General features: G+C 58.3%; 19 protein-coding genes and 1 pseudogene. 12 read left to right on the top strand and 8 right to left on the bottom strand.

What is annotated here, in order from left to right; all coding sequences use genetic code 11:
• Positions 1 to 7 precede the first annotated feature (7 nt).
• The gene (locus AC0QKW_RS03930; protein WP_473149744.1) at positions 8 to 601 is read right to left on the bottom strand and encodes a DUF1997 domain-containing protein; all 594 of its coding nucleotides are present in this window, start codon (positions 599 to 601) and stop codon (positions 8 to 10) included.
• Between the two features lie 256 nt (positions 602 to 857).
• Between AC0QKW_RS03930 and AC0QKW_RS03925 the strand changes: the two genes are divergently transcribed.
• Positions 858 to 1,109, top strand: coding sequence for a hypothetical protein (locus tag AC0QKW_RS03925; protein ID WP_473149743.1), 252 nt, complete (start codon positions 858 to 860; stop codon positions 1,107 to 1,109).
• A 44-nt stretch (positions 1,110 to 1,153) separates the two neighbouring features.
• On the opposite strand, the gene murG is transcribed toward AC0QKW_RS03925, so the two are convergent.
• Positions 1,154 to 2,245 (bottom strand): undecaprenyldiphospho-muramoylpentapeptide beta-N-acetylglucosaminyltransferase, encoded by a 1,092-nt coding sequence (murG, locus tag AC0QKW_RS03920; RefSeq protein WP_473149789.1) that lies wholly within the window; start codon positions 2,243 to 2,245, stop codon positions 1,154 to 1,156.
• A gap of 130 nt (positions 2,246 to 2,375) precedes the next feature.
• Here murG and AC0QKW_RS03915 point away from each other — a divergent pair, with 130 nt between their 5' ends.
• The 8 genes from AC0QKW_RS03915 to AC0QKW_RS03880 all read left to right on the top strand — a co-directional run bounded on the left by AC0QKW_RS03915 (position 2,376) and on the right by AC0QKW_RS03880 (position 8,985).
• Positions 2,376 to 3,173: a Cif family virulence factor gene (locus AC0QKW_RS03915; protein ID WP_473149742.1), complete on the top strand. Its 798-nt coding sequence runs from the start codon at positions 2,376 to 2,378 to the stop codon at positions 3,171 to 3,173.
• A gap of 14 nt (positions 3,174 to 3,187) precedes the next feature.
• Entirely contained in the window at positions 3,188 to 3,790 is a 603-nt protein-coding gene (locus AC0QKW_RS03910; protein WP_473149741.1) for a cysteine dioxygenase family protein, read from the top strand.
• Positions 3,791 to 4,045: 255 nt separating this feature from the next.
• The gene (locus AC0QKW_RS03905) at positions 4,046 to 5,050 is read left to right on the top strand and encodes a hypothetical protein (RefSeq protein ID WP_473149740.1); all 1,005 of its coding nucleotides are present in this window, start codon (positions 4,046 to 4,048) and stop codon (positions 5,048 to 5,050) included.
• Between the two features lie 176 nt (positions 5,051 to 5,226).
• The gene (trhO, locus tag AC0QKW_RS03900; protein ID WP_473149739.1) at positions 5,227 to 6,096 is read left to right on the top strand and encodes an oxygen-dependent tRNA uridine(34) hydroxylase TrhO; all 870 of its coding nucleotides are present in this window, start codon (positions 5,227 to 5,229) and stop codon (positions 6,094 to 6,096) included.
• Between the two features lie 143 nt (positions 6,097 to 6,239).
• Complete coding sequence (locus AC0QKW_RS03895) at positions 6,240 to 6,890, top strand: alpha/beta hydrolase (protein WP_473149738.1); 651 nt, start codon at positions 6,240 to 6,242, stop codon at positions 6,888 to 6,890.
• 99 nt (positions 6,891 to 6,989) lie between these two features.
• Positions 6,990 to 7,202 (top strand): protein IsiD, encoded by a 213-nt coding sequence (gene isiD, locus AC0QKW_RS03890; RefSeq protein ID WP_473149737.1) that lies wholly within the window; start codon positions 6,990 to 6,992, stop codon positions 7,200 to 7,202.
• A gap of 81 nt (positions 7,203 to 7,283) precedes the next feature.
• Positions 7,284 to 8,537: a bifunctional phosphopantothenoylcysteine decarboxylase/phosphopantothenate--cysteine ligase CoaBC gene (coaBC, locus tag AC0QKW_RS03885; protein WP_473149736.1), complete on the top strand. Its 1,254-nt coding sequence runs from the start codon at positions 7,284 to 7,286 to the stop codon at positions 8,535 to 8,537.
• Positions 8,538 to 8,625: 88 nt separating this feature from the next.
• A complete protein-coding gene (locus AC0QKW_RS03880) occupies positions 8,626 to 8,985 on the top strand; it encodes a hypothetical protein (protein WP_473149735.1) in 360 nt (119 codons plus the stop codon).
• 131 nt (positions 8,986 to 9,116) lie between these two features.
• Here the strand turns inward: AC0QKW_RS03880 and AC0QKW_RS03875 are convergent.
• The 4 genes and pseudogenes from AC0QKW_RS03875 to AC0QKW_RS03860 all read right to left on the bottom strand — a co-directional run bounded on the left by AC0QKW_RS03875 (position 9,117) and on the right by AC0QKW_RS03860 (position 13,972).
• Positions 9,117 to 9,451 (bottom strand): annotated as a pseudogene (locus tag AC0QKW_RS03875) (element excision factor XisI family protein).
• Between the two features lie 41 nt (positions 9,452 to 9,492).
• Positions 9,493 to 9,744 (bottom strand): FitA-like ribbon-helix-helix domain-containing protein, encoded by a 252-nt coding sequence (locus tag AC0QKW_RS03870; RefSeq protein WP_473149734.1) that lies wholly within the window; start codon positions 9,742 to 9,744, stop codon positions 9,493 to 9,495.
• A 28-nt stretch (positions 9,745 to 9,772) separates the two neighbouring features.
• Complete coding sequence (locus tag AC0QKW_RS03865) at positions 9,773 to 13,027, bottom strand: NACHT domain-containing protein (RefSeq protein WP_473149733.1); 3,255 nt, start codon at positions 13,025 to 13,027, stop codon at positions 9,773 to 9,775.
• A gap of 126 nt (positions 13,028 to 13,153) precedes the next feature.
• A complete protein-coding gene (locus AC0QKW_RS03860) occupies positions 13,154 to 13,972 on the bottom strand; it encodes a mechanosensitive ion channel family protein (RefSeq protein WP_473149732.1) in 819 nt (272 codons plus the stop codon).
• A gap of 206 nt (positions 13,973 to 14,178) precedes the next feature.
• Between AC0QKW_RS03860 and AC0QKW_RS03855 the strand changes: the two genes are divergently transcribed.
• Positions 14,179 to 14,538 carry a hypothetical protein gene (locus tag AC0QKW_RS03855; RefSeq protein WP_473149731.1) on the top strand — a complete coding sequence of 120 codons (360 nt, stop codon included), beginning with the start codon at positions 14,179 to 14,181 and terminating at the stop codon, positions 14,536 to 14,538.
• Positions 14,539 to 14,916: 378 nt separating this feature from the next.
• Positions 14,917 to 16,320 carry an LCP family protein gene (locus AC0QKW_RS03850; RefSeq protein ID WP_473149730.1) on the top strand — a complete coding sequence of 468 codons (1,404 nt, stop codon included), beginning with the start codon at positions 14,917 to 14,919 and terminating at the stop codon, positions 16,318 to 16,320.
• A gap of 142 nt (positions 16,321 to 16,462) precedes the next feature.
• Here the strand turns inward: AC0QKW_RS03850 and AC0QKW_RS03845 are convergent, their stop codons facing one another.
• Both AC0QKW_RS03845 and AC0QKW_RS03840 read right to left on the bottom strand, forming a co-directional pair.
• Positions 16,463 to 17,035, bottom strand: a complete 573-nt coding sequence (locus AC0QKW_RS03845) for a Uma2 family endonuclease (RefSeq protein WP_473149729.1) — start codon at positions 17,033 to 17,035, stop codon at positions 16,463 to 16,465.
• 78 nt (positions 17,036 to 17,113) lie between these two features.
• Positions 17,114 to 17,485: a hypothetical protein gene (locus AC0QKW_RS03840; protein WP_473149728.1), complete on the bottom strand. Its 372-nt coding sequence runs from the start codon at positions 17,483 to 17,485 to the stop codon at positions 17,114 to 17,116.
• Here AC0QKW_RS03840 and AC0QKW_RS03835 point away from each other — a divergent pair.
• Positions 17,438 to 19,033 (top strand): N-acetylmuramoyl-L-alanine amidase, encoded by a 1,596-nt coding sequence (locus AC0QKW_RS03835; RefSeq protein ID WP_473149727.1) that lies wholly within the window; start codon positions 17,438 to 17,440, stop codon positions 19,031 to 19,033. The genes AC0QKW_RS03840 and AC0QKW_RS03835 overlap by 48 nt on opposite strands.
• Positions 19,034 to 19,219 lie beyond the last annotated feature (186 nt).

The raw sequence follows: 19,219 nt of genomic DNA, 5'->3' as shown, positions 1-19,219 counted from the left end.
GGGCGGGCTACCCCTGTACCGGGCGACCCCGAAGCGCCGCTGGGGCACTGGCCGGGAACGAGGGGTGATGAGTCGCTACCCAGGCCCGGTAGTCTTCGACGAGTTGGCGCTCAATGCGGTGTTTGATGGTTCCCAAAATGCCGCCTAAGAAGGTCTTGCCGGTGCGATCGAGCACTGAGGCTGGCATAAAGCGAATGGGTGGTGGCAGCTCTAGCTGAATTTGCAGATCGGCCTGGCCCACTAGCTCTGTGTAGCTGTCTTGCCGCTGGGGTGTGAGCACGCCCTTAAGCGCCATACCAAAAGAGTCATTCACAAAGCTGAGGTAGTCGGGGCCTTTGACCTGGCAACCTATCGACTCTAGGTGCAGGCTGCCGTCGGAGAGCGATCGCACATGCAGGTCAGCAGTGGGCTCGATACTGATGCCCATAAACTGTAGCGGTCGCAGACTCAGCCGATAGACCCCGTCGCCCAGCAGCTCGATGCGGCGCGGATCGGTAATGGCCTGCACCAGACGCTGGGGCTGCCGCAGGTAGTGCTCAATGGGAAGCGCCTCGTTGGGCACCCGCAGGCGAAGAGACTGACTGGCGTGAAATGCTTGCATAGAAGAACGCTACCTGAAAACAGGGTATGACCCAAGGTAGATGAAGTTTTGTAATCTCTGTTTAACAATTTAATACCTTATTCAGGCTGTGTGGAGTTTACCTGGCACCGTTGGGCACCCGAAAAGCTCCAATTTTTCAAGGCATGGGGAGATCCTCCCTGGGGAGATTCGGCTCTCCGGCTTATGGCCCAGTCTGAGAAAGCGTTACATAGAGTTACTACCAAATTGAGGTGACATTACACCTAAGGAGATGGCAATGACGACCTTTAACCCCACCCATGTGCTCATTTCGCGCACGAGAGAAACCCCGGTACAGCTGGTGGCTGGCCCTCGGGGCTACTGGCTCTACACTGAAGCCGAATCGCAGCGTGACCACCCGCCCGCTTTTGAAATGCGGCCCAAGCTCGGCTTCTACTGTCGAGGGCAGCAGGTGGTCGGTTTTCGCCTGCAACCGCTTCAGGCCAAGCCTGCCATGGCCCAACCCAATGCTGCCCACATGGTGCAGTAATGGCGAGTTAAGGCTGGATACCTCTAGTGCTGATCTTCCCTGGCCTAGCGAGGCAGCACTACCTTGTGAATCAGATCTGCCAGTCGGGTAGCGCTGTCGGCCATGGCTAGCCGCCCCGCTGCTGTGGCCATCGCCTCCAACCTTTCAGGATGGGCCAGCAGCTCTAAAACTAGCCCTTGCAAATCGTCAGCCGTGGTTTGGCTCTGGGGTTGCAGAATGGCCGCCTGAGCATCTGCAAAGGCCTGAGCATTGACCGTCTGATGATCTTCTGCTGCGTAGGGGTAGGGAATCAAAATTGACGGCGTTTTTGAAATAGCCAACTCGGTCAGCGTGCCTGCCCCCGATCGCCCGATCGCCAGCGTAGCCCGGTGCATCAACGCCGCCATCGAGCCAAAGAAGGGCCGGTGAATGTACTGGGGGTGACTGTAGCTATCGGCCTCTGGATCGTTGCTGCCGGTTTGGTGCACAACCCAAGCCCCGGCCTCCACCCAGGCCGGGGCCGCAGAGCGCACCAGCTGGTTTACCGCGACGGCCCCCTGGCTGCCGCCCACCACGACGATCAGCGGCACCTCGTCGGGGATGGCCGGGTCGGTGAGCACTGGCGGCTCAGGGGTAAGAAATTCTGAGCGGACGGGCGTACCCACGACCACGGTGTTGGCTTTGGGCAAATATTGCCGTGCCGCCTCAAACCCCAGGGCCACGGTGGTGCAGCGGGGGCTGAGCCAGCGGGTGACTTTGCCCGGCAGGGCGTTGGACTCGTGCAGTATGGCGGGCAAACCCAGCGATCGCGCCGCCAAAATAGCCGGGGCTGCAATGTAGCCCCCGGTGGTAAACAGACCGTCAAACTTCCCTTGCTTTAGCAGGCGACGCACTTGCAGGGTGGCCTTAGCAAACTGGCCCAGGGTTTTGATCGTACCTAGGCCCGGACGGCCCTGAAACCCCGCCATGCGTACGGTATGTAGTGGAAAGTGGTCGGGGACTAAGGTGGTTTCGAGGCGATCAGGCACCCCCAGCCACTCAATGGTGTAGCCCTCTGCCTTCAGGGCCTCGGCGGTGGCGATCGCCGGAAACAGGTGCCCACCCGTGCCGCTAGCGGCCACCAGCAGCCGGGGCGATACAGCCTCGGCTGCTCCTATGGCAGCTGCTCCTACGGCAATAGATGGCTCGGACAAGGGCACACCCTCGACGCTAAAAACGCCTCTAACTATACCAAGTCCCTGCCGATTGATATAAGGTAGACGCAGTATTTGCGCAAGGCGGTTAAGCGTGGCTAATTTTTCGCTGAGGCAGTGGAGCCTAGGGCTGATGTCCATCGCTGCCCTGGGCTTGGGTGTTGGGGCGGTGGCTCCCACGGCCAGGGCCAGTTCTGTGACCCTAGCCCAAGCTGCCCCCGCCGAGGTGCAGCAGCTTTTAGATGGGCTTGGGGCAGCGATTGGCGATCGCGACCTAGATGCCGTCATGGCCTTCTACAGCGACGCCTTTGCCAGCGATACGGGTTTTGACAATGCTCAGCTGCGCCAGACCCTAGAAGCGCTCTGGCAGCAGTACCCCGACATTGTCTACGACATTGAGCTACTCAGCTGGCAGGCCGATGGCCCAGGCCGCTACAGGATCGAAACTCGCACCACCGTCACCGGCAAACAGGTACGGCCCGATCGCGTGCTTGCCCTCAGCGCCGACATCACCTCGCGCCAGCGCCTAGAGAGCGGTCAAATCACCTATCAAGAAACTCTCTCAGAAACCAGCCGCCTGATGTCGGGTGCAAACCCACCCACCCTCCAGGTGCAGCTACCCCAGGTCACTGCTCCGGGTCAAGCCTATAGCTTTGACACCATTGTGCTAGAGCCCTTAGAAGACCGTACCTTGATGGGGGTTGCAGTCGAAGAAGGGGTGACCAGCGAAGACTTCTTGGAGCCGCGCCCGGTGGTGTTTGACCTGCTCACCGCTGGGGGGCTCTACAAGGTTGGCACTGCTGCCGCTGAACCCGACAGTCGCTGGGTCTCGGCGGTGGTGATTCGCGAAGACGGCATGGTGGTTGAAACCCGCCGCATGCGGGTGGAATAGGCCGCTATACCACCATGGCCAATCACAACTGGCTGATCACCGATGAGGGCACTCGTCGGGCCTTTGGCAACCCTGACGTGCCTGAGCCGAGGGGCTACTACCGCCTCTATCGGTTTCTCACCGATCTAGAAGATATTCTCGCCACCTTCCACGACGACCTCAGCCGCCTTGAGGCCATTACCCCGCTGGTGCGCCGACTGTTGGTCAGCTCTTACTGGCTACAGATGGAGTACTCTCACCCAGACCCTAAGCTGGGCTGGAGCGTTAACTTTCTTTACCGTGAGCATGAGTTTCCAATTACGGTGCAGATGGTGTCCTGGCTGCCGGGCCACAGCTCTACCATTCACAACCACGGTGCCTGGGGGATTGTGGCTCTGGTGGGTGGTCAAGAACGCAATCGACTGTGGCGACGGGTGCCCGCCCAGGGCGATCGCATCGAACCCGTAGACGAGATCATTCTCAACCCTGGTGATGTGGTGGCTCTGACGGCTAACGCCATTCACAGCGTCGAGCCCCTGGGCGATGAGCCTACGGTGTCTTTTAACCTCTACGGGGTGACTAACTTTAGCGATCGCTACGAGTTTGATGTGGAGCACCACACCGCAACGTTGTTTTAGAGCGGCGGGGTGCGAGGCGGTAATTGAGCATGGTGTAACCTTGTCTCCTCCCCTGCCCCGCCACCTTTCACCCGGACGGGGTGAAAGATTTTGAAAGTTGGGGTAAACTTCATCAGACTATTGGGGACTGATCTGCCAGAGTGACGGTGTAACCCTCAGTGGGCTTCTGTTTGGAGCGCCAATTGAGCTGCCGGGTCGCAGGACGCTGAATTACGCTTAGTATCTCCCTTCGCCAACGCCAGGATAAATTGACCTATGAGCCAGGAAGAATCGCTCAGCACCGCCACGCTGTCGCCTGAGGCACCAATCTCGGTCGATCCAGAGACCCTGGTCACCACCTATGCCGATAGCTTGATTAGCGAGATATTTGACGACGTAGACAAAATTTTAGACGGTGACGAAGCCGCTCTGGCGGCCGTAGAAGCAGCCCCAGAGCCACCCTCTACTGCCCTGACGACCCTTGTGGTTGATATTGCGTCTACGGCCGAGCCGCCTGCCGCTGAGACAGAGCTAGCTCCTCTGGGCAGCGAGATCGACTTTTTTAGCGCTGACGATGTCAAGGCTGCTCCACCCCCCGCTAAAACTGGCGCTGGCAAGCTGGTTGACCGGATTTTGCTGACTATTACGGCCCTGTCGCTGCTGGGGGTTGGCGGGCTGCTGTGGTTTAACCAGCAGGGTGGGCGATGGTTGGGGCGATCGCCCGCTCCTGACCCAGTGAGTCAGTCTGACGAAGAGTTTTTGGCCTATTTGCAGCGATCGCTAGAAGTCATCTCCAGCCAAGCTGAGCGTGGCGAACTCGACTCTGGTGCCGCCGTCAGCCAGCTGCCTACCGGGGTAGTTACGCCGCCCATGCTGCCACCTCTGGGGGCCGGCGGCACGGTGGGCAGTCTGGGCAGTGGCCCCGTCAATGTGATTGAGCGGGTCTATATTCCTTACCAATCGACCCAGCCGCCCGTCGCTGGTGCGCCGGTGCTCGTGCCTCAGCCAGGGGCTGCTCCCACGGCGATCGCCCCTGGCGCTACCGCGACCCCCACAGCACCCAGCGCTCCGGCAGCCACCCCGATTCATGCGCTGGTGGGCATTTTGGAGCTAGGCGATCGCTCAGCCGCTCTATTTGAGATCAGCGGTGTCTCTCAGCGGGTCTACATCGGTGAGCGGGTGGGCAGCAGCGGCTGGAGCCTGGTGTCGGTGTCCAACGAAGAGGCGGTGATTCGCCGGAATGGGGAAGTGCGATCGATCTACATCGGTCAGCGGTTTTAGGCCAGCGGCAATTTAAACCGCTCTCCTCCACTAGAGCTATCTAGGGAAGGTATGGGCCGTTTCTGAATCTATCGTGGGTCTTGCTGCCTTGGCAGCGTCAGTCGAGGTAGACAGACGTTACCCTCTATAATTGGAGGCTGATTTATCACAGTCTCAACGCCCACTAAGATTGATCGATGGTTTGGACGGTTGCCACTTTCTACCGGTTTGTGCCCCTGAGCGAGCCAGCGGCGCTGCGAGCTGAGCTTTTGGAGCGGTGCTTGGGCTGGGGGCTAAGGGGCACCATTTTGCTGGCGAATGAGGGGCTCAATGCGACCGTGGCGGGCGATCGCCCCAGCATTGACGCTCTTTTGGCCTGGCTCCAGGCTCACCATGAGATTGGCGACTTTCTCCACCAAGAATCTACTGCCGATGAGCTGCCCTTTGAGCGCATGAAGGTGAAGCTCAAAAAAGAAATTGTCACCCTGGGCCTGCCCGAGGTAAACCCATCCCAGCAGCCCGTGGGCACCTATGTCGAACCCCAGGACTGGAACCAGGTAATTACCGACCCTAACGTGGTGGTGATCGATGCGCGCAACCGCTTTGAGGTGGAGCTAGGCACCTTCACAGGTGCGGTAAACCCTGAGACGCAATCGTTTCGAGAGTTGCCTGCCTACCTGGCCGACCACCTCGACCCCACCCAGCATCGACAGGTGGCTATGTTCTGCACTGGCGGCATTCGCTGCGAAAAAGCTACCGCCTACCTGCTAGAGCGGGGGTTTGAGCAGGTCTACCACCTCCGGGGTGGCATTCTCAACTATCTAAAAACCATGCCCCCCGAGGCCAGCCTGTGGCAGGGCGACTGCTTTGTGTTTGACGATCGCGTCGCCGTTGACCACCAGCTCAACGCTACCGACCACGACCTCTGTCTGGGCTGCGGTCATCCCGTCAGCCCCAGCGAAAAGGCCTCTGACGCCTACGAACCAGGGATTAGCTGCCCCCACTGTTATGACAGCCTCACCCCCGAAAAGCGATCGCGCCTGACGGCCCGCTACCGCCAGCAATGACGCCGCCAAAGACTGCGCTGAGACTCGCCGTTCGCCGGGCCGCTCCTGCACTCTACCGTTCCTGATTTCAGCTGCGAATCAGTTGACGACTACATTTCACCGCAAATGCCCTAAGCTAAAGGCGATTCCATGCTTTTATGCCCATGATCTCGACCAATGCACCGCTGCAAGCTCTCACCTACGGCCCTACCACCGCTGACTGGTGTTTGGTGGCTCTTCACGGTTGGGGTGCCAATGCCGCCGACCTAGTGGGCTTGGCCCCTTACCTCAAGCTTGACGGGTTTGCGATGGTGTTTCCCGAGGCTCCTTGGCCCCATCCCCAAGCGCCTGGGGGCCGCATGTGGTATGGCTTTCCGTCGGGGTACGACTTTCGTAGCTACCACGACTTTATGGCTCAGCCAGATTTGCAAAGCAGCCGCGATCGCCTCAAGACCTGGCTGCAAACTCTGCCCCAGACTACCAAGGTGCCCCTAGAACGCACGATTTTAGCTGGATTTTCCCAGGGTGGTGCCATGACGCTAGATGTGGGATCGCAGCTGCCCCTGGCTGGGCAGGTGGTGCTCAGCGGCTATCCCCACAGCAACCTCCAGGCCCCAGTCAGCCCTCGCCCCGTGATGATGGTGCACGGTTCCTTTGACCCAGTGGTGCCCATGGCCTTGGCCCAGCAGGCTAAAGCGGCTCTGAGCGAGCTACAACAGCCCGTCATCTGGCATGAAATAGCCATGGGCCATGAAATTCCGCTCTCGGTAATTGAGCTGATTAGCGGGTTTTGCGAAGATTTGAGGCAGCCCTAGGGGAATCCCCCCCCCACCCTTTAGGATAAAGAAAGAGTGAATTGACCCTAGTCTGCTCTATGCAGTTTTAGGGTAGCCGTCACCAAGGGGGAAAAGACTATGCTGAGCCTACATGTTTCGTCGCAAACTGTCTCAGATATGACACCAGACAGGGTGGCTGAGCTGGCGACCCGGTTAGAGGCCGATGCCTACGAGACGGCCTTTGACGGTCTGCAAGACTGGCACCTGTTGCGGGCATTGGCGTTTCAAAGGCCCGAACTGGTCGAGTCCTACGTTTATCTACTTGATTTAGAAGAATACGACGAGTCATAAGCGGGAATCAACTCTACTCGTCTGCCCCTAACCTCTAGGGGCAGATTTTGTCTGTCGTAGAACATCGTCACAGTGATGGCTATGGCGAGTCATTTTTTAGCGGATCGCTTTATGGCCGTAGATAGTCCGCGTCGGGTGTTGGTGGGCATCAGCGGGGGCATTGCGGCCTACAAAGTCTGCCACGTTATCTCGACTCTGGCCAAAGAGGGCGTGGCGGTACGGGTGATGCTGACCCAGCAGGGCCAGGCTTTTATTCCGCCGCTGACGGTGGCTACGCTGTCGCGCCACCCCGCCTACACCGATGAGAGCTTTTGGGATGCTAGCCAGGGGCGTCCGCTGCATATTGACCTGGGGGAATGGGCGGAGCTATTTGTCATTGCCCCCCTGAGCGCCAACACCCTGGGCAAGCTGGCCCACGGTCTGGCCGACAATCTGTTGACCAATACGGTGCTGGCCTCTACCTGCCCGGTGCTGCTGGCCCCGGCAATGAATACCGACATGTGGCAGCAACAGACGGTGCAGCGCAACTGGCACCAGGTGCTGCAAGATGCCCGCTACCACGCTCTCGATCCTGGCAGTGGGGTGCTGGCCTGCGATCGCATTGGCACCGGGCGCATGGCCGAACCGGAAGACATTCTTACCCATATCCACTCGCTATTGCATAGCCGAGGTAACCGAGACCTAGCCGGTAAGCACCTTTTGATTAGCACCGGCAGCACTCGCGAACACCTCGACCCGGTGCGCTTCATCGGCAACCCTGCCACAGGCAAAATGGGGATTGCCCTGGCCCAGGCGGCGATTCACCGGGGAGCCAGCGTCACTCTCGTTCACGGGCCGATGGAAGCATCTCTCAAAGCTCGTCTGGGTGGAATTCAAACCGTGGGCGTTACCACGGCTGAAGAGATGCACCGGGCCATGCTCTCCCACCTGCCCCAGGCCGACTGGATTGTGATGGCGGCGGCGGTGGCGGACGTGAAACCGGCGACCCAGGCGGCCACTAAGCTGGCTAAAGCCGATCTGCCAGAATCTTTGCCCCTAGCTCAGGTGCCCGACATTGTGGCAGATCTGGCCCAAAGGCGATCGCCCCACCAGCGCCTCGTCGGCTTTGCAGCTCAGACGGGGGATATCGTGCCGCCTGCGCTGGAGAAGCTGAAGCGGAAGGGGTTGGATGCGATCGTGGCGAACCCGATTGATGTGGCGGGGAGTGGCTTTGGGGGAGATACTAACCAGGCGATTTTGCTCACCAAAGCAGGCGACAAGTTGGCGATCGCCCCCTGCACCAAGCTCGAAATGGCTCATCATATTTGGGACGCACTGGTCAGCATAGGATTTTAGGCTTTTACTCCTTAGCTGAGCTGCTCAGTCAATTAATTTTTATTTGTTTACAATAAAACCACGACACACCCTCACTGGTTCCATCTTCATGTCAATTTCTCAACTTTTTGCTCGCGGCGTTGCCCAACGGCTGGCGCTAGCTCTGTTTGCTGGGCTGCTCTGGCTCAGCTCTAGCCTGTTTGCTGCTCCTGCCTACGCCGCCGACTCGCCTGCCGCCAAGCGCTACATTGCCGCCGATGGCACCGACTTAACCGCCATGGCGCAGTGTTTGCCCAAAAGTCTCAGCCAGGGCAATTTTGCCCGTGTTTTGCAAGAGTCGAAGAATGACTTTTTAGAAAAAGTTTTTGACGTCAAAGACAACTACGACGACTACAAACTGGATGAAGCCGAAATCGCCTACCTGGCCTGCGTTGAGAGTAAAGGCGTTACCCCCCAGGTCAAGCGCTAAGGAGATTTCTAGCAAAGAAAATACCCCCATGTAGGGGCGCAGAGCCTGCGCCCTCGGGAGGAAGCAAAATCCCTGGGTATTTTCTTTGTCAGAATTATCCTAAGTTGCCTACTGATGTCTAATGAGTCGTTTTAACTAACGGCATAGTCGGTGAACTGGCGTTTGAAGGGAGAGTGAAACCCCACCACGATGTCGGTTTTGGGGATGCCCATTTCACCAGTGCGGCGGGGATGTCGTCTTCGGTGCCGTTGTGCTGGAGCCAAATTTTGCCGTCTTTGATGTCTAGATGCAAGATGCAGCCGTAAATGCGGCGATCGCTTTACCAGCCGACATGCATGACCTGGTAGTGATCTCTAACGGTATCGGCAAGAAGCTGAATCTCAGCTGTGTCATCGCTCTGGCCAAATTGGGCATAGTCTTGCAGGAGTTCTTGAATGATGACACGATAGCTTTTCGGTTTATCCATGGCACTACAGCCTTTTGACAAGCCCTAAACAACGTAACGAGTCATTGATCGCGATCCTCTCGGATGAGGAGGGCACTGTCGGTGTGGATGCGACCATGCAAAGATTGACGTATTTGAGTAGCCTGCTCTCGAAAAGCAGCTATTTTTTCGGCTTTCGCAGCTAGATCAGTAGTCAGCACCTCTTGCAAAATAGCTTTTGACTCGTCTTCTAGGGAGCGATTATGTTTGGCAGCTCTAATTTTCAAATTGTCTAAAATTTGTGGATCGAGATTGTTTAAGACAAGCTGTGTCATGGATTTGACCTTGCGATAAAAGGATGGCTCATTGTTCAAGCTTAGCGAGTTGCTGAGTGGCCCATTCTTTGAGCTTTGGGTCGCTGTCATTTTGGGCACGATCTTGCAGTAGCTCTAGAGTTTTGGGGTGGTCGGGGTATTGCTGTACTAGAACGTTGAGGGTGGTTTGGCGAGGGTTATCTTGCCAGTCTTCTTCACGCTCGAAGGGGTCATTGAGGGCGCGATCGCACCAAAACTCAAATAAAGTTAGGTCGTCTTTCCACCCCTGAGCTAACACCGCCACCGCCGCCATCCGAACATAGTTATCCTCGTCAGTTTGAGCACGACTCTTGATGATCGGCAAGGTTTCGGGGCCGTCTTTCCATCCCGTCGCTAACGCCACCACCGCCGCCCTCCGAACAGCCCAATTCTCGTCGGTTTGGGCGCGACTCTTGAGCCACAGCAAGGTGTCGGGGTCGTCTTTCCACCCCTTCGCTAACGCCTCCACCGCCATCATCCGAACAGCGTTATCCTCATCGGTTTGGGCGCGACTTTTGAGCCACGGCAAGGTGTCGGGGTCGTCTTTCCATCCCTGGGCTAGCGCTGACACTGCCGTCATCCGAACAGTGTTATTCTCGTCGGTCTGAGCGCGACTCTTGAGCCATAGCAAGGTGTCGGAGTCGTCTTTCCACTCCTTCGCTAACGCCTCCACCACTGCCCTCCGAACAGTTTTATCCTTGTCGTTCTGGGCGCGACTTGTAAGCCACGGTAAGGTATCGGGGTCGTCTTTCCATCCCTTCGCTAACGCCCCCACTGCTGCCCTCCGAACAGCCTCATTCTCGTCGGTTTCAGCGCGACTTTTGAGCCAGGTCAGCGTACTCTCTAGATTTGGCCAATTTTGAGCAATAGACGCTACGGTTTCATCGGGTATATATGAGATTGGATTGACAGAAATCCAGCCCTTTAGCAGGCCAAGCAAATCGGCGTGCTCTTTCCAGCCATTGACAACAGCCCCAATCAGATGTTTCGACAGATCACGATCAAAATAGAAAAACCCTTGATGCTCTACCTCATCACAGAGCCGTTCTAGTAGCAGGCTGGCCTCCTGGGCAATCTCACTGCGACTACGTACTTCTGATAAACAGTGTGCTGCCAACAGTAGGTTGCTCAATCCACCTCGTCCCAGTGATGCTGGGTCAACTTCTGAAACAAACTCAGCTTTATCGATCTTTTGAGCCATTAAAAAAGTGATAACGTTGCCGACAAACTTTGGCTCTATCATCCCCGCAATCAGCCGCAAGACCTCTTGCCAGCCCTCCTCTTTCCAGTGGGCACCAAAGGTCTGAGCTTTCAGTTCGTCAAAACTCAAGGTTTGAGTTTCTTTAAATTCCCAAACAAATGCCCAGGCGGCAAAAAACTCTAAAAATGTGCGATGTACAAACGCATAGTTGTCGGCTCCCAGATAGCACAAAATAAAATTGCGCTCTCGCAACTGTTTAATCATCAGCCGCGCCACTTCGCGGGGCTTGTCGATGTCAATTGACTTCAGGTAGCCCGCCAAAATCGCTTCCAGATCCTGGGCGCTGATGATGTTCCCCGCCAGCCCCTCTGTGCCCGACTGCATATGAAACGCCACCTTCCGCAGCATCGCCTGTTTATCTCGGTAGTTAATGGTCACCGGGTCAAGCCGCTGCTCGATCAGGTTGCGCTCTACATCCCACTGGTGCAACAGCACCTGCGACGCCTGGTCGTACAGCTCCGGCCTATTCCTCGGCAATTCTCGGTTACGGTTCAAAATCGCCATCATCGTTAGCAACAGTGGGTTCCCCGACAGCTCACGGATCGCCTTCGAGGCGCGAATGGCTTTGTGCAGCCGCTCCCGCTTGTGTACTGTGTCACCCCCTTCGGCAAAGTTCTGGTTGTGCCAGCGCTCGATAAAGTCGGCAATCTGCTCATCACTCAGGTCTTGCAGCATGTAGTGCTGAAACCCCGCATCCCGTAGGGTTTGCGCCTTGTAGCCCAGCCACCGCGAGGTCGCCACCACCTGCACCTGGGGGTAGTCGTTGGTAAAGCGGTGAATATCTGTCACCACCACCTCCCGCAGGGTGGGGTCAAACACCTCATCAATGCCGTCAAACAGGGCAATGGCATGGCCCGCCTTTAGCACCTCATCCAACCGCTGCTGGTTGAGCCGACAGGCAATATCGCCCCGGTGCAGATATTCCACCACGCTGCTGCACTTGTTGTCGTGGCGATCGCGCGCATACTTCCGCAGCTCGATCAGCAGGGGCAGAGGGCGCTGGGCTAGCTCCTTCAGGTCGGCCACGGGCTGCTCGGCCCACTGCAACGCCACATACTGCAACAGCGTCGATTTCCCCGAGCCAGGGTCGCCCAGCACCACAGCATAGTCGGCCCCAGCCCTGCCGCGCTGCCCATGGCCCGCCGTGCGGCCCACCAGCTCCAGCACGGTTTGCAGCGTCTGCTCCACATAGGTGCGGCGGTAGGTTTCTATCTGGGCCGCTTCCAGGGCTTCGGCATCTAGCTCGCCGCGCTGCTGTAGCTCCTTGAGCTTCTCCTTGGGGATTTCGTAAACCTTAGGGTTAAACTCCTGGCACGTCCGCACATCTTGCGGAATGAACATGCGCCACAGCTTCAGGTCGTTGTAGGCGTAGGCCGAGGTATCTAGCGACTCAAGCTTCAGGTTGCCGTACTGCTCCCGCAGGGTTTCTTGATATTTCCGCAGGTCAAAGTCGGGCGGTAGGCCCACCAGTTCATCTATACCCCGGCGCATGGCCTCCTGGTTGTGCAGCGCCAGCAGTGCCACTAGGTCGGGGGTACTGCGCAAAATGCCTTTGACCTCGCGCACGTACTGCTTGCCAATTTGGAGCCAGTCAAACTCCTCGGGCAGGGGGTGTAGCTTGAGGGCTTGCCAGCGCCGGGGCAGCACTTCGGCAGTGATCTGGCGACAATCTGGCTCAAAGGCCTGGCCCAGGGTGGCTTTCACCTCGGCATCTTTGATCAACTGCCGCAGCGGCGTTTCATAAAAATCGCGAATCTCGGCCCCAGAGCAGCCCTGAAACTCCAGTTCTTCTTGCACCAGCTCGACAAAGGCCTTGAGCGCCTTGCCCAGGGCTTTTTGCACCGGCTCTTGGCTGGCCAGCCCCACCGCATCGGCAATGGAGCCTTTAAAGAAATCTTTGGCGTAGTCTTCTAGACTGCCTTGCAGCAGCGGCAGCAAGACATCTTTGGCTAAGAAGCTGCCTGTTTCTTTAAGGCCAATGGCGGCCAGCCAATCCAGAACCATAGAGGTTAGCAGGGCGAGGGGTTGCCTACAACTATATCTTCAGAGTTTAAGCACCAGAGAAGCACCGATTCGCCAGAGTCTAGATTCGTCCTCTACATGTCTGACCTGGGAGACCCCGTTGCCGCGTTAGTTTTGCTGAACCACGTACACGTCCTGCTGGGGAAAGGGAATCGAGATGCCCTCGGCATCGAGCCGGGTTTTGATGCGCTCGGGTAGGGCTAGCTTAACGGCTAAAAAGTCTGGGGTTTGAGCCCAGGCCCACACCTGTAGATTGACGCTGCTGTCGGCTAGCTCTGCCACACTCACCACTGGGGGTGGCTCGACCAAAATGCGGCTGTCCTTGGCAATCTCATCCAAAATGGCGCGGCGGGCATGGTCAATATTGTCGCTGTAGCTGATGCCTACAAGGGTCTCGACCCGGCGGGTAGGGCGGACGGTGAAGTTGGTGATGTTGTCGCCGCCCAGCTTTGAGTTGGGCACAATCACCGCTGCATTTTCAGGGGTGATGATGGTGGTGGTGAACAGCTGAATGCTGTCGACGGTGCCCAACGTGTCGCCGCCTTCAATGAAATCGCCCACGCTAAAGGGGCGAAAGATCAGCATCAGGATCCCGGCGGCAAAGTTAGAGAGCGATCCTTGTAGGGCCAGGCCGATCGCCAAACCTGCCGCCCCCAGTACCGCAATTAGCGACGCGGTTTGAATGCCCAATCGGTTGAGGGCCGCAATCACCACAAAGGCCAGGACGGTGTAGTACACCAGGCTAGCGGTGAAGTTAATCAGCGTGGGGTCAACACCCTGCTTGATCATCAGCCGTCGGGCCGCGCGGCCTATGAGTTTCGCCACCCACTGCCCCACGAAGAAAATTACCAGGGCTGCGATCATATTGAGGCCCAGTCGGGTCACCAGTTCCTGGGCTGTGGCTATCCACTGAGTCAAATTTTCCACGGGTTCACTCCTTTCGCTTTAGCTAAACTTTGCGGGTGGTGGGTTGCCATGCCACCGGCAGACGAGAGACCAATGGCACAATGGGGATATTGATGAGGCGCATCAATGCCCGGTCTACAGCCTATACCGATCGCCCAGAGCAAATTCTGGGCATACCTTATAGCAACGTCCCTCTACCGTCCTATGTCCCAAGGCACATTCTTGCTATGAAACAAGCCAGCCCTGCTAAGGGCGAAACCCTAGAGCGCCTTAAGCTGACTCTCTATCTGGTGCCGGTGTTTGGGGTGGTGCCTGCTATCTATAGCCTTTGGCTAAAACAGGGTAGCCGTCAAGAGCTAGCTGTTAGCCGTCTAGTGGTGACCCTCGCCTTCACCTGGTTAATCACCTATGGCATGCTCAGCGCTGGCAGCCACCTGGCACCGGGGCTGTCGCTGCGACTGCTGATCACCAATACCCTGGTGACCACCGGCTACACTCTCACCAGCCTGGTGCTGATGGTGCGGCTGTTGCAGGGCAAGTCGGTGAGCCTGCCGGGGTTTAGCAGCCTGAGCAAACGATTGCCCTAGCGCTGGAGAAATTTTCTGACTATCGTCGCTCGGGGGTCTTGTCTGCGGCAATGCGGAGGCTGGTGCGGCAGTAGCCACGTTCTTGCCGAGAAGTAATAGGCTGGTAGCGATCGCGTTGGCAAAGCCGCTCTGAAAGAGAATCGCCCTAGTCATTGATAAGAATCCTGGCCAGATCAACCTGATCTAGGCCCAGAGGTGGAGTTCTGTCTGGGGGAAACTACAGATGTTGGTTTGGGCTTGGGATAAATATTTTTTTTGATGGTGGCCACATTGCCTAAGTCGGTAGACTGAATTGCTGCTAACATTCACCTAAAAATTTTACGGCTTACCTGCCTGGGCATTTGCCTTTGGCCCCCTTTACCCTTGTTCGAGGTTCTGGTGTCTCAACGTAACTCCCCCCATCCACAGTCTCGATCGCCCCAGGGTCGCCCTGTCGCTAAACCACCCAAACAACGCAAGCGCATGCCGCGCCTGCTGGGGGTGGGCATTGCCCTGGCTGGGGTGGCGGGGCTGTCGGGGGTGGCCGGAGCGTTTCTGGCGGTGTCGTTGTCGGCGGCACCTCTGCAACAGCAACAGCTTAGTGCCGACGATGCCGGGGTGTTTGGCCAAGAAGAACCGATGCTCTCGGGCGGTAACTTGCGTCTGCCGAGCCTGACTCGCCCGGTCAACATCCTGGTGCTGGGGGTCAAGGTGCTGACCACCGATGTCGATGAGGTGCCCCCAGAGCTACAGGACGTGGGCTACCACGCCTTGGTCAACTCCTTTGACGGCCTGTCAGACTCGATGCTGCTGCTGCGGTTTAACCCCCAGACGGAGCAGATGGTGGTGCTGTCGCTGCCCCGTGACACCCGCACCTATGTGCGCGGTCGGCTGACCAAGCTAAATGAGGCCAACCGTGACGGTGGCCCGGCCCTAGCGGCAGAGTCAGTGAGCGATCTGCTGGGGGGAGTGGCGATCGATCGCTACGTGCGCATCAACGTGCAGGGGGTTGAAAAGCTGATCGACGCCCTGGGCGGAGTAACGGTGAACGTGCCCATCGACATGCGCTACCAGGACGACAGTCAACACCTCTATATCAATCTCAAGGCCGGAGAGCAGACGCTCGACGGCAACAAGTCGCTTCAGTTCCTGCGCTTTCGCTACGATGCCAACGGCGATATTGGCCGCATTCAGCGTCAGCAGATGTATATGCGGGCACTCACCGAACAGGTGCTCAACCCGGCCACCATTACCCGACTGCCCAAAATTCTGTCGGTGATCCAGTCTAATGTCGACACTAACTTGACGGTAGAAGAGCTGCTGGCGTTGGTGGGCTACGGGGCCCAAATCAACCGCTCTAACGTGCAGATGCTAATGCTGCCGGGCAACTTTAGTCGTCCCCAAGACTATAGCCTCAGCTACTGGTTGCCCAGCTTTGGCGAGATCGACACCATGGTCGATCAGTACTTTGGCTACGGCACCCAGCGGGTAGCAGCTACCGGCAACCCTAGCCAGGTGCGCATTGCTATCCAAGACAGTACCGATAACCCGGTGGCGGTGCAGGCGTTGCAACAGGCGCTGCGCGACAGTGGCTATTCTAATGTGTCGGTCGATCGGGCGTTGAATGAGCCGCTGCCCATCAGCCGCATTGTGGCTCAGCGGGGCGACGGGGCGACGGCTGAGATCGTGCACCGCTACCTGGGCATCGGTGAGGTGCGAGTTGAGAGTACAGGGGCGCTCAACTCAGACATCACCATTCAGCTAGGCCAAGACTGGACCCAGGGGCTGGGGAATTCGCTCTGATGCCAAGTCCTGCTCGCCTATCCTCGATTCAGCAGGGCGAACCGCTGTTCGCCCCTACAGGTTTGCCGGTTTGAAATCGGGGGTATGGAATTCGGATTCGGTATGAGGCGTTAAGATAGCTGTCTTCTTAACCCCGTTAGCCCTAGCTTTGCTGGCCAAAAACTTGGCTGAGGGGGCAGGCAAAGTCGGGGAGCAGGGGCGATGTCAGCGCATCAACCGCCTGAAGGGTGGCGACCAGCACCAGCATGGCATTGTCTCGTCGGTAGACCTGCACCTGGCGTAGATTTTTATCCACAATCCAATATTCTTGCACCCCTTGCTGAGAGTAGAGCTTGAGCTTGAGCTGCTTGTCGCGCTGCTCGTTTTTGTCGCCGGGTGATAGTACTTCTACCACCAGCTCCGGTGCCCCAGTCAGGTGCTCTGCGTCATCCATGAGCAGATCTAGCCGAGCGTTGCTGGCCCACACCACATCGGGGATGACGTTGTCTTCTTCGGTAAAGATAATGCTGGGATTGATGGCCGCTTCCCCTAATCCACTGGCCTGGGACCAGCTGTCCAGGGCGCTAAACACTCGACCAGTTACCTGTTGATGGCTCCAGCGGGGGGCTCGGGTCACAATTAGCTCTCCGGCAATGATTTCGTAGCGCCTGCCGTCATCGGGGAAGAGTTCTAGATCGGCGGTAGTCCAGCGAACGCGGTTGGTGGTGGTGGTCATGGGGTGGCCCCTCTGCTGATGAGTGTTGGGGATGGGCGGTGGATACCTTTACTGTAAGGCAGCTTCTACTGCGGAGGGTCACTTTAACGAGGGTTTTACTGTGTAGAAGGGCGATCGCAGCGGCGATCGCCGCATCGAGGTTTGAAGAAGGTCATTGGGGGGCTTAGACTGGCGGGGTAGCGATCGCACCAGGTAGATCAAACCATGACGCAGTGGCCAGGGTTCCTGAACAGTTGGGGCGCAGTAGCGCTGGCGGGTGTGGGGCTGATAGGTGTGGAGCTGGTGAGTGGAGGGGCGATCGCCTGGGCCGATGCTCCTCTTCAGGTGGTCTACCCGCCCGCCGCCCACCAGACTACTGCCGCGCAGATCTTTTTCATTGGCACCGGTGCCCCAGACCAGCCAGTGCTGATCGACGGTGAGGCGATCGCCAACCGCAGCCCGGCGGGCCACTTTGCCCCCTCTCTGCCGCTAGAGCTTGGCCCCAACACATTCACCCTGACCCAGGGCGACCAGACCCTGTTGATCACCGTTACCCGCCTGGCCCCAGGGCCACAGCTGCCCGACAGCCTGGGTTTTGCCGAAGGATCGTTGGCCCCTGGGGTAGATGTTGCCCATGCCCCCGGCGACTGGGTGTGCCTGGGGGCGATCGCCGCCGCCAGCGCCACCGTCACCGCCGAACTGGCCGGACAAACCTACACCCTGCTGCCCCAAACCCGCCCTGCCCTGCCCCCCAACTCAGCGGTGCTGATCGATCAAGCCGCACTCACCGCCCCTGGCCCCACGGCCTACGAGCGCTGCTTTATGGCCGAGGCCTCTGGCCTGCTGGGCCAGCCCACCTACACCCTGCGCCAAGGTAGCACTACTGTCACCGCCCAGGCTCCCGGCCGCCTCAGCATTCTCAACCCCAGCGACGTGCAGGTGGTGGAAGTTACTGTGCCCGCCGGGGTGGCCCGCACTGGCCCGAGCACGGATCACTCGCGCCTCACCCCCCTGCCCCAGGGCACTCGCGCTCGGGTCACCGCCCGCCAGGGCGACTGGCTCAGGCTCGACTACGGCGGCTGGATTCGCACCGCAGAAACCCAGGCTGTAGCTGGGGCCTCGGGGGGGCGATCGCTGATTCGCGGCGTTACCTCTCGCCAAGTCCCCGGCTGGACGGAGATTCTCTTTCCCCTGGAGGTGCCGGTGCCGGTCAGCCTTCAGCAAGACACCGACACCTTTACGCTCACCCTGCACAACACGGTGCCTCAAACCGACACCATCTCCGTCACCGACGACGGCCTGATCGAGCGCTTCGACTGGTCTCCGGTGCTGCCCGACCGAGTGGAGTACCGCATTCATCTCAAAACGCCTCAGCAGTGGGGTTACAAACTGCGCTATGAAGGCACCACGTTAGTGCTGTCGTTGCGGCAGCCGCCAGCACTCAGCGGCGATCGCCCCCTCTCTGGCACTACCATTCTCATTGACCCCGGCCACGGTGGCGACGAGCTGGGTGCCCGTGGCCCCGACGGCACTCCTGAGAAAACTCCCAATCTGGATGTCTCCCTGCTGTTGCAAGCTGAGCTGGAAGCCAGGGGTGCCCGCGTGATCATGACTCGCACTGACGACAGCTTGCTCGGTGTCAACGATCGCGCTATCCAGATCGCCGCCGACCAGCCCACCCTCGCCCTCAGCATCCACTACAACGCCCTACCCGACGCGGGCAACGCCGAAAATACCGCCGGCATTGGGGCCTTTTGGTTTCATCCCCAGGCCCACAGCTTGGCCCAGTTTCTCCACGACTATTTGGTGGCTGAGCGCGATCGCCCCTCCTACGGTGTTTTTTGGAATAATCTCGCCCTGACCCGACCCCACGTGGCTCCCTCGGTGCTGCTGGAATTGGGCTTTATGATCAACCCCGAGGAGTTTGAGTGGATTGTCGACCCCCAGGAGCAGAGGCGGCTGGCAGAAACCCTGGCAGAGGGGGTAGAGCTGTGGATGCAGCAGGCGGTGGGGGAGTAGGCGTGAGCTGGTCATGGCCAGTGGGTTGCCAGCGGCTCGCCATTTTCCAGCGGCTCGCCATTTTAAGAATGATGAGCCAGACTTGGGGTGGGGTTTAAGACGGCTGCTCGGCCAGCAGGGTGGGTGCATCTAAACTGCGATCGCGATCGTAACCGACTAAACCCCACGGTTTTTTGGGTATTTCTT

It is taken from the genome of Pseudanabaena sp. PCC 9330, assembly GCF_055795045.1.
This window is presented reverse-complemented; position numbering and strand designations above follow the sequence as displayed.

Coding starts and splice junctions, on each gene's coding strand:
- AC0QKW_RS03895 (WP_473149738.1), top strand. CDS start 6,240: ATGATCTCGACCAATGCACCGCTGCAAGCTCTCACCTACGGCCCTACC.
- AC0QKW_RS03910 (WP_473149741.1), top strand. CDS start 3,188: ATGGCCAATCACAACTGGCTGATCACCGATGAGGGCACTCGTCGGGCC.
- AC0QKW_RS03905 (WP_473149740.1), top strand. CDS start 4,046: ATGAGCCAGGAAGAATCGCTCAGCACCGCCACGCTGTCGCCTGAGGCA.
- AC0QKW_RS03870 (WP_473149734.1), bottom strand. CDS start 9,744: ATGACACAGCTTGTCTTAAACAATCTCGATCCACAAATTTTAGACAAT.
- AC0QKW_RS03930 (WP_473149744.1), bottom strand. CDS start 601: ATGCAAGCATTTCACGCCAGTCAGTCTCTTCGCCTGCGGGTGCCCAAC.
- trhO (WP_473149739.1), top strand. CDS start 5,227: ATGGTTTGGACGGTTGCCACTTTCTACCGGTTTGTGCCCCTGAGCGAG.
- AC0QKW_RS03855 (WP_473149731.1), top strand. CDS start 14,179: ATGAAACAAGCCAGCCCTGCTAAGGGCGAAACCCTAGAGCGCCTTAAG.
- coaBC (WP_473149736.1), top strand. CDS start 7,284: ATGGCGAGTCATTTTTTAGCGGATCGCTTTATGGCCGTAGATAGTCCG.
- AC0QKW_RS03845 (WP_473149729.1), bottom strand. CDS start 17,035: ATGACCACCACCACCAACCGCGTTCGCTGGACTACCGCCGATCTAGAA.
- AC0QKW_RS03880 (WP_473149735.1), top strand. CDS start 8,626: ATGTCAATTTCTCAACTTTTTGCTCGCGGCGTTGCCCAACGGCTGGCG.
- AC0QKW_RS03925 (WP_473149743.1), top strand. CDS start 858: ATGACGACCTTTAACCCCACCCATGTGCTCATTTCGCGCACGAGAGAA.
- AC0QKW_RS03865 (WP_473149733.1), bottom strand. CDS start 13,027: ATGGTTCTGGATTGGCTGGCCGCCATTGGCCTTAAAGAAACAGGCAGC.
- isiD (WP_473149737.1), top strand. CDS start 6,990: ATGCTGAGCCTACATGTTTCGTCGCAAACTGTCTCAGATATGACACCA.